This window comes from Armatimonas sp. (assembly GCF_031410135.1).
Lineage (GTDB): Bacteria > Armatimonadota > Armatimonadia > Armatimonadales > Armatimonadaceae > Armatimonas.
The window spans coordinates 1-6,775 of sequence record NZ_JANNYP010000007.1 but is presented as its reverse complement, the minus strand read 5'-3'; the positions used below and the strand labels follow the sequence as shown (position 1 = coordinate 6,775).

At 59.3% G+C, this 6,775-nt stretch carries 7 protein-coding genes; 1 reads left to right on the top strand and 6 read right to left on the bottom strand.

Annotated elements, in window-relative coordinates:
• The 6 genes from RMO15_RS00285 to aat all read right to left on the bottom strand — a co-directional run.
• Positions 1 to 1,375: O-antigen ligase family protein (locus RMO15_RS00285; RefSeq protein ID WP_309706786.1), on the bottom strand; the 1,375-nt coding region annotated here is incomplete at its 3' end.
• A complete protein-coding gene (locus RMO15_RS00280) occupies positions 1,372 to 2,226 on the bottom strand; it encodes a glycosyltransferase family 2 protein (protein WP_309706784.1) in 855 nt (284 codons plus the stop codon). The genes RMO15_RS00280 and RMO15_RS00285, both read right to left, overlap by 4 nt.
• The gene (locus RMO15_RS00275) at positions 2,195 to 3,157 is read right to left on the bottom strand and encodes a glycosyltransferase family 2 protein (RefSeq protein ID WP_309706782.1); all 963 of its coding nucleotides are present in this window, start codon (positions 3,155 to 3,157) and stop codon (positions 2,195 to 2,197) included. Before RMO15_RS00275 ends, RMO15_RS00280 begins: the two co-directional genes overlap by 32 nt.
• Before the next feature lie 49 nt (positions 3,158 to 3,206).
• Positions 3,207 to 3,623 carry a hypothetical protein gene (locus tag RMO15_RS00270; RefSeq protein WP_309706780.1) on the bottom strand — a complete coding sequence of 139 codons (417 nt, stop codon included), beginning with the start codon at positions 3,621 to 3,623 and terminating at the stop codon, positions 3,207 to 3,209.
• A 450-nt stretch (positions 3,624 to 4,073) separates the two neighbouring features.
• Entirely contained in the window at positions 4,074 to 4,556 is a 483-nt protein-coding gene (locus tag RMO15_RS00265) for a hypothetical protein (RefSeq protein ID WP_309706778.1), read from the bottom strand.
• Between the two features lie 28 nt (positions 4,557 to 4,584).
• On the bottom strand, positions 4,585 to 5,259 hold the full coding sequence (aat, locus tag RMO15_RS00260) for a leucyl/phenylalanyl-tRNA--protein transferase (RefSeq protein ID WP_309706776.1): 675 nt from the start codon (positions 5,257 to 5,259) through the stop codon (positions 4,585 to 4,587).
• Between the two features lie 43 nt (positions 5,260 to 5,302).
• On the opposite strand from aat, the gene RMO15_RS00255 reads away from it, so the two are divergent.
• Positions 5,303 to 6,601 (top strand): thymidine phosphorylase, encoded by a 1,299-nt coding sequence (locus RMO15_RS00255; protein ID WP_309706775.1) that lies wholly within the window; start codon positions 5,303 to 5,305, stop codon positions 6,599 to 6,601.
• Positions 6,602 to 6,775: the final 174 nt, after the last annotated feature.

The following is a 6,775-nucleotide window of genomic DNA, read 5'->3' as shown; positions in this document are numbered from 1 at the left end:
CTGCGGCCTCGGCGAGCTTCCCCGAATCTGCCAGCGCCTTGGGCTGCGATGGAAAGATGCCTGCTTGTGAGAGCAGTGCGAAGAGCAAGCCTAGCGCGGCGGCTAGCCTCTCCCCGCCGCTTCGCGCCATCTCCCCGCGCTCGTTCCTCGCGCGACCCTCTTCCCCCGCCACTCGTTCCTCGTTGGGAAGAGGGTTTGTTGGGGGGATGAGGAGCCCGGCTACGGCCCAGAAGGGGAGGGAGTTGCCCAGAAGCGCCCACTCAGAGTCGAAGCAGCTTCGGAGGAGGGCAGCGAGTAAGCCTCCGGCGAGAGCGGCAGACACCAAGTTCCCACGCCGGGCGGAAGTTAGCGCCAAGAGAGCGGCTACGAGCAGGCCGAGTGCGGCGGGGATGCCGTTTTCTGCGGCGACTTGGAGATAGGACTGGTGCGCCAGCCCCGTTCGTCCGACTTCGGCGTAGCGTGGGTAGAGCGCGGGAAATGTCCCCGGCCCTGTGCCAAAGACTGGGTTTGTCAGCGCCATCTTTGCCGTCCCACGCCAGGTGTAGAGCCGGAACTCATCCACTAGCCCGCGTTTTGTTGTGGGTTGCTTGTGGGTTGTGTCGGTTCGCGAGATAATCGCGCCCTTAAATCCGAAGCCAAGCACAAGGCAGGCAAGAACAATGATTCCCAGTCGGGGCCAAGTCACTTGTTTGTAGCCCAGAATCAGGGCCACAAGCAATCCGACTATGGTGGCTGCGGTCCCTACTAAAGAACCGCTTGCAATGAGTGCTCCAAAGCCCAGTGCGCTAGCAAGGCCAAAGCCGAGTGCCGTGAGTCTCTCTTTTGCTTGCAAGCAGAGCACAAAGGCCAGCGGCAAGAGCAAGGCGATAAAGCCCGCGGAGAAGTTGGCTGAGAAAAAGAGCCCGGTGGCACGGAACCAGTCCTCCCCGATTTTTTTATGTTCTCCGTACTGTTGCGCCGCCATCAGCGCGTGAATCCCTAGTCCGACAACCAGCGCAATGCCAATCCTCTGCCGCTGGCTCTCGTCGGACTTGGCGGCGAGCGAGAAGACCAGCGCGGCGCAGAGTAAGTCCAGCACGGCGGGAATCTGCGCAAAGAGCAAGAACGGCGAGGTGAAGAACTTGGAGTGGATGAGCAGCGAGAGCGCGGACCAGGCGACGGCAAGCCACAACGCCACATTCCCCTTCCCTGCCCTGAGGGAAGGGGCTAGGGGATGGGTTCGGGGTGAGTTTGCAAGCGCCGCAATCAGCACCAGAACCCGAAGCGCACCAAGGCTCGCATCGCTGTTGTACTCGGCACCCGCTGGATTGCCGCCCAGAAACGGAGCGAGGGCGAGGGCGAGAAGAAGTGCGTAAAAGCCCACTTTTTGGATCACTTACGCCAGTCCTTTCTGCCCGCTCCGGTGAGGCGGCGCTTCGCGATTCTTACATAGGCACGCGCCCAGATGCCAGCCCAGACAAAGGGCTGCAAGATTGCGGGGACTTTGTCGACGAAGAAGGCGCGGTGTTTTTTCCAGAAGCGCCACATCGAGCGGGAGTGCTCACGGATCATGCGCTCGGCGGCGTTGTCCGACGACTTACCAATGGCGTGTGTCACGACGCAGCCGGGGAAATAGACGACGCGCCAGTTGCTTTGGTGCGCACGGAGAGACCAGTCCATGTCCTCACAGTACATGAAGAATGTCTCCGCATCAAGCAAACCGATCTCTTCCATGCACTTTTTTCGGATGAGCAGCGCGCACCCCGAGACCCAGTCCACGTCGCGCACGCTGGCGTGGTCGAAGTCCTGCATCAGGTAGTCCGACGCGGGTTTATTGCTGGGAAAGAGCCGCCCGAGCCAGACATTGCGAAACATTCCGGCAGCGAATGTCGGCCAGCGGCGGCAGGAGTACTGGATCGAGCCGTCGGGGTTGATGACCTTGGGGCCGATAATTCCCGCATCGGGTGTGGCATCGGCAAAGGCTAGGAACCGCTCCAGCCCACCTGGCTCGACGGTCGCATCGGAGTTGAGCAGCAGGGCGTAGTCGGCATCGAGGCCCTCCAGCGCGACATTGCTGCCGCCGGAGAAGCCCGTATTCTCGGTGAGCGCGATGAGCTTGACCTCGGGGAACTCGCTCGCCACCATTTCGGCGCTGCCATCGCCCGATGCGTTGTCCACCACGACTGTCTCCCAGCCACGGATGCTCTTGAGGCACTCACGAAGGTCGTCCTTCGCTCTCCAGCTCACGACGCAAACTCTCAGGCGTGGTCTCGCCCCCGTCTCTTCCAAGCAATTTCCCCCAGCGCCCGGTTCGTCGCCAGGCGTCCAGCGTGACCGCTACTGTCGCCAGAGGCCGTAGTGGGTCACGCGCAAAGTGTTTATGTAAGAAACGCAGCCAAGCCCGCCGCGACTCCCAGACAGCAGACCGCCGAACGCGCTTCGTGGTTCCCCCGTGCCCATGTTTGACAACTGCTTCCGGGATATACCACGTTTCCAGCCCCGCTCGTTCCGTCCGCAAGCTCCAGTCTACATCATTGAAGAACAGTGGAAAGCGCTCGTCCAGCCCCCCGATCTTCTCATAGACGGTTCGCGTAAACAAGAGGCACGACATCATCGGCTGCGGCGCAGGCCCGGCTTTCTCGTAGTCAAACGCCAGCCGTGTCCAGCTTCCCGTGATCGTCGCCAGCGGCGTCGGAAACGCCCGCACCGACTTTTGCACCGAGCCATCATCCGAGACCAGCTTTGCTGCCACAATCGCTTTTTGCGCGGTAATTAGTTTGTCAATCGCGCCTTCGGTGACGCACGCATCGGGATTCAGCAGCAGAAAATAATCGCCCGTCGCCACTCTCAGAGCCTGGTTGGTCGCCGCTGCATAGATCAGATTCTCCGAGTTAGCGATTACCCGCACCTCCGGAAACTCCGCCGCCAGCATCGCCACCGCACCATCGCGCGACGCGTTGTCCACCACTAGAATCTCCGTCTCGCCACCCGACCACGGAGATTTTTGCAGCGCCACCAAACACTCCCGCAGATCGGGGGCCGTGTTCCAGTGGACAATAATGACAGAGAGACGCATCACGTAACGAACCCCGGACGGTAAACCTCCGGGCTTTGGGGCGTCGTGCCTCCGCCGCGCTTCGCGACCCGCCTCACAGTCCTTCGCATTTCGTCGAGGCAAATGCCGCCCTTTCCCGAGACAATGACACGATCATAACTGTGTCTTTCGATCAAAACATACGCCTCGCGGACGAGTCGGTGACAAACTTCTGATCCTCTTCGCTCATCACTTTTCGGGAGGGGTAGAAGAATTCGTAGTCTGCTTTCGTGAACCAGATTCTTCCGCCTGGCTCGCCTTTCGCCATTGCTTTCACTCTGGTCTTGTAGTCGGCCAACCCTTCAGTTTTGACAACAAGGCCGCCCTTCGCCGCCTTCTCAATGGTCACGCGGTGCTGCTCATAATCAAGCAGGAGGAAGCTCCTTTTCGTGATTTCGGCCACGATCTCCATTACCTCATCCTCCGTGGTACAGAGGGGGAATGGGGCACTGTTCTGCTCTCGTCGGCCGACACGCAATTTCGTCCGTTTTGAATAAGCCTCCATATGAGCACCGAAAGTGGGAAGCACAATCTTTTTCGTGGTAATCATCTTTTTTCTTTTCCCTAGCGAGGCCACCCTAAGGGGCCGAATCTTTTGTCTTTGTTTGTTGCTCGTGCTCTTAATTATAGAGGCAAAGGGGGGGGCTCTGTCTACTTTCGCGGAAATAGAGATGGGAGAAAAAATGATTCTGTCTCAAATCCCGTGATAGCCCTCGACGGTAAACCTCTGGGCTGTAGGGCGTTCCGCCGCGCCTGCGGCGACCAACCTTGTAGCCCCATAAAAAGTACCGACGAGGAACGAGGAGGCGGCGCGAAGCGCCCCAAAGCCCGACGATTTCCGTCGAGGCTATCATAGGAAAGAGTTTCGCATGATTAGATTTATCTACGATATAAATCTGATAAATTGGCCGCACTGCCTGATGGACTATCCGCGGATGCTGATTCAGATTTCTCTGCCGCACGTGCTGACCGACTCATTGCATTGGTCGGAATGCAGAAATTACTTTGCCTTGTCCAGAAACTCGCGGAGGCTTTTCTCACCGCTCTCGGTGCGGGGGCCTTCGGTGCGCCAGAGGACGTCGCCTTTGGGGGTGACGATAAAGGCGTAGATTTTCTTCTGGTCTTTGAGGCCCAGGGGCTTCATGAACGCGCCTTTGTCGGAGTAGATCGTGATGGTGGTGGCGCGGGTGGCGGGGTCGGGGATGCCGCGGCGCATACCGCTGTTGATGAAGCTGCGCATCATCCCGATCATCTTGCCGATCACGGGGAACTCGTAGAGGCGCAGGGTGGGGTGGGCTTTCATCAGCTCTTTGGCGAGCGGCACCCAGGTGTCTATCTCGCGCTGCTGGTTGCGCTGGAAGGCCACAAAGACCAGGTTGTGTGTGCCCGCGAAGTCTTGTGGGAAGCGCAGCTTCTTGCCGTCGAGGTTGTCGGCTTGGACGGCGGGGAAAGTGAGAGCGGTAGGCAGAGTGGGCGTTTGCATGGTGAAAGTCCCAACGCTTTTTTTGAAGCTACGGTTCCCGGTCGAAGAGTGCGAGTGATGACTCTTGCACGGCGCGAAGGCGGGCAAGATAATCGGCGCGGGAGATCTCTTTGGCACCCAGCATCGCAAAGTGGGGGGTCATGGTCTGGATGTCAATCCACGTCGCGCCGCGCTCTTTAAGATGCTCGATCAAAAATAACACGCAGAGCTTGGAGGCATCGCTCACGTTGTGGAACATGCTCTCTCCGGAGAAGACGCCACCCGCTGTAACCCCGTAGAGGCCTGCCACCAAACTGCCGCTTTCATCCCACGCCTCGATACTATGAGCATCCCCGACGCTATGCAGTCCCTTGAAGGCGGTGACGATCTTCGGGGTGATCCAGGTGCCCTCTTGACCGGGACGCGGTGCTTTGCGACAGGACGTGATCACGGTCTCAAAGGCCTGATCTATCGTGAAGTGCAAAGGCAGCTTCTTGCGGCGGCGGGCAAGGCGCTCGGGGATATGGAGCTCGTCGAAGTCTAAGACGGCACGGGGGTCGGGGTTGAACCAGAGCAGAGGCAAGCCGGTGTGCGGCCACGGAAAGATTCCCTGGCGGTAGGCACACTGGAGCGTGGGGACATCCAGCGGGCCGCCAATCCCGACAATTCCCTCGGAGGTGGCTTTCTCTGGCGGGCTAAACCCGAAACGACGGCGAAACAACACGGGCCCGATTGTACCCAATCTCAGAGGGCGGTATCCTAAAGCGATGCATATTCCAGAAATCATTGCGAAAAAGCGTGATGGTGGGGCGTTAACCGCCGCAGAGATCACGTTTTTCGTGGACGGCTACACCACGGGAGCTGTCCCTGACTATCAGGCAGCAGCGCTCCTCATGGCGATCTATCTCCAGGGAATGGATGGCGCAGAGACGGCAACGCTCACGGCGGCGATGGCGGGCTCGGGGCAGCAGCTTGATCTCTCGGACTTGCCGCATGCACTGGACAAGCACTCGACGGGAGGAGTGGGCGATAAAACCAGCCTGATCGTTGTCCCGATTCTGGCAGCGGCGGGCGTGCCGGTCTGCAAGATGAGCGGGCGAGGATTGGGCCACACCGGCGGCACTCTCGACAAGCTAGAGGCCATCTCGGGCCTTAGTGTCGCGCTCTCGCCAGAGCAGATGCTGGCGCAAGTCCACTCGGTCGGAGCGTGTCTCGCGGGGCAGACCGAGACTCTGGCACCCGCTGACAAAAAACTCTATGCCTTGCGCGATGCCACCGCGACCGTCGCTTGCCTGCCGCTGATTGTCTCCTCCATTCTTTCCAAGAAGCTTGCGGGTGGCGCACCCTCGTTTCTTTTTGATGTGAAAGTGGGAAGTGGGGCGCTGATGAAGACCCAAGCCGATGCGCTCGCTCTTGCGGAAGCACTGGTCGCTGGCTCGATTGCCAACGGACGGCGCGCAACGGCACTCGTCACCGACATGAGCCAGTCGCTCGGACGCACCATTGGCAATGCCCTGGAAGTCAATGAGGCGCTGGAGCTCCTCGAGAATCCCGCCAGCGCCGAGCCCAGGCTCCTCGAACTCTGTCTGAGGCTCTCCGCTGAGGGCATCTCTTTGGCGCAGGGCAGCTCCGTGGAAGCGGGGCGGGAGCAAGCCGAGACTGTTCTGAAATCGGGAGCGGCGCGAGACAAGTTTCTGGCGATTATCGCGGCGCAGGGGGGCAATCTGGCACAATGCCTGCCTGAGGCACCCATAGTTGTGCCTGTTACTGCCCCTATAGCGGGAACCATTCAGGCCATGGAAACCCAAGCCCTCGGAGAGCTCGTCGTTCGGCTCGGCGGGGGACGGGCAACCAAGGAAGCACACATAGACCCTGCCGTGGGACTGGTTCTACAGGTCACTGTCGGGCAGAGAGTGGAAGCGGGACAGGTACTGGCGTTTGTTCATGCCCGAGCTCCTGAAGCGGTGGAACAGGCGATTGCTGCAACCCTTGCGGCAATCTTAATTACTCCTGCGCCACGAGAGGCTCCTTCCCTGATTCATCAGATCGTAAAAATACGGGTTTAGCACCGTAAAAATACGGGTTTTCCTTGCCGAGTGATCTCCTGGCAAGCTTTCTGTGATAGTCTCCAGACACAAGGGACAGATAGAGATGAACTGTAAACTTAACACTACCATTCTTGGAATCATGACTCTCGTGGCGAGCTTTTCTACTGGAAATATTGCACGAGCACAGGGTAA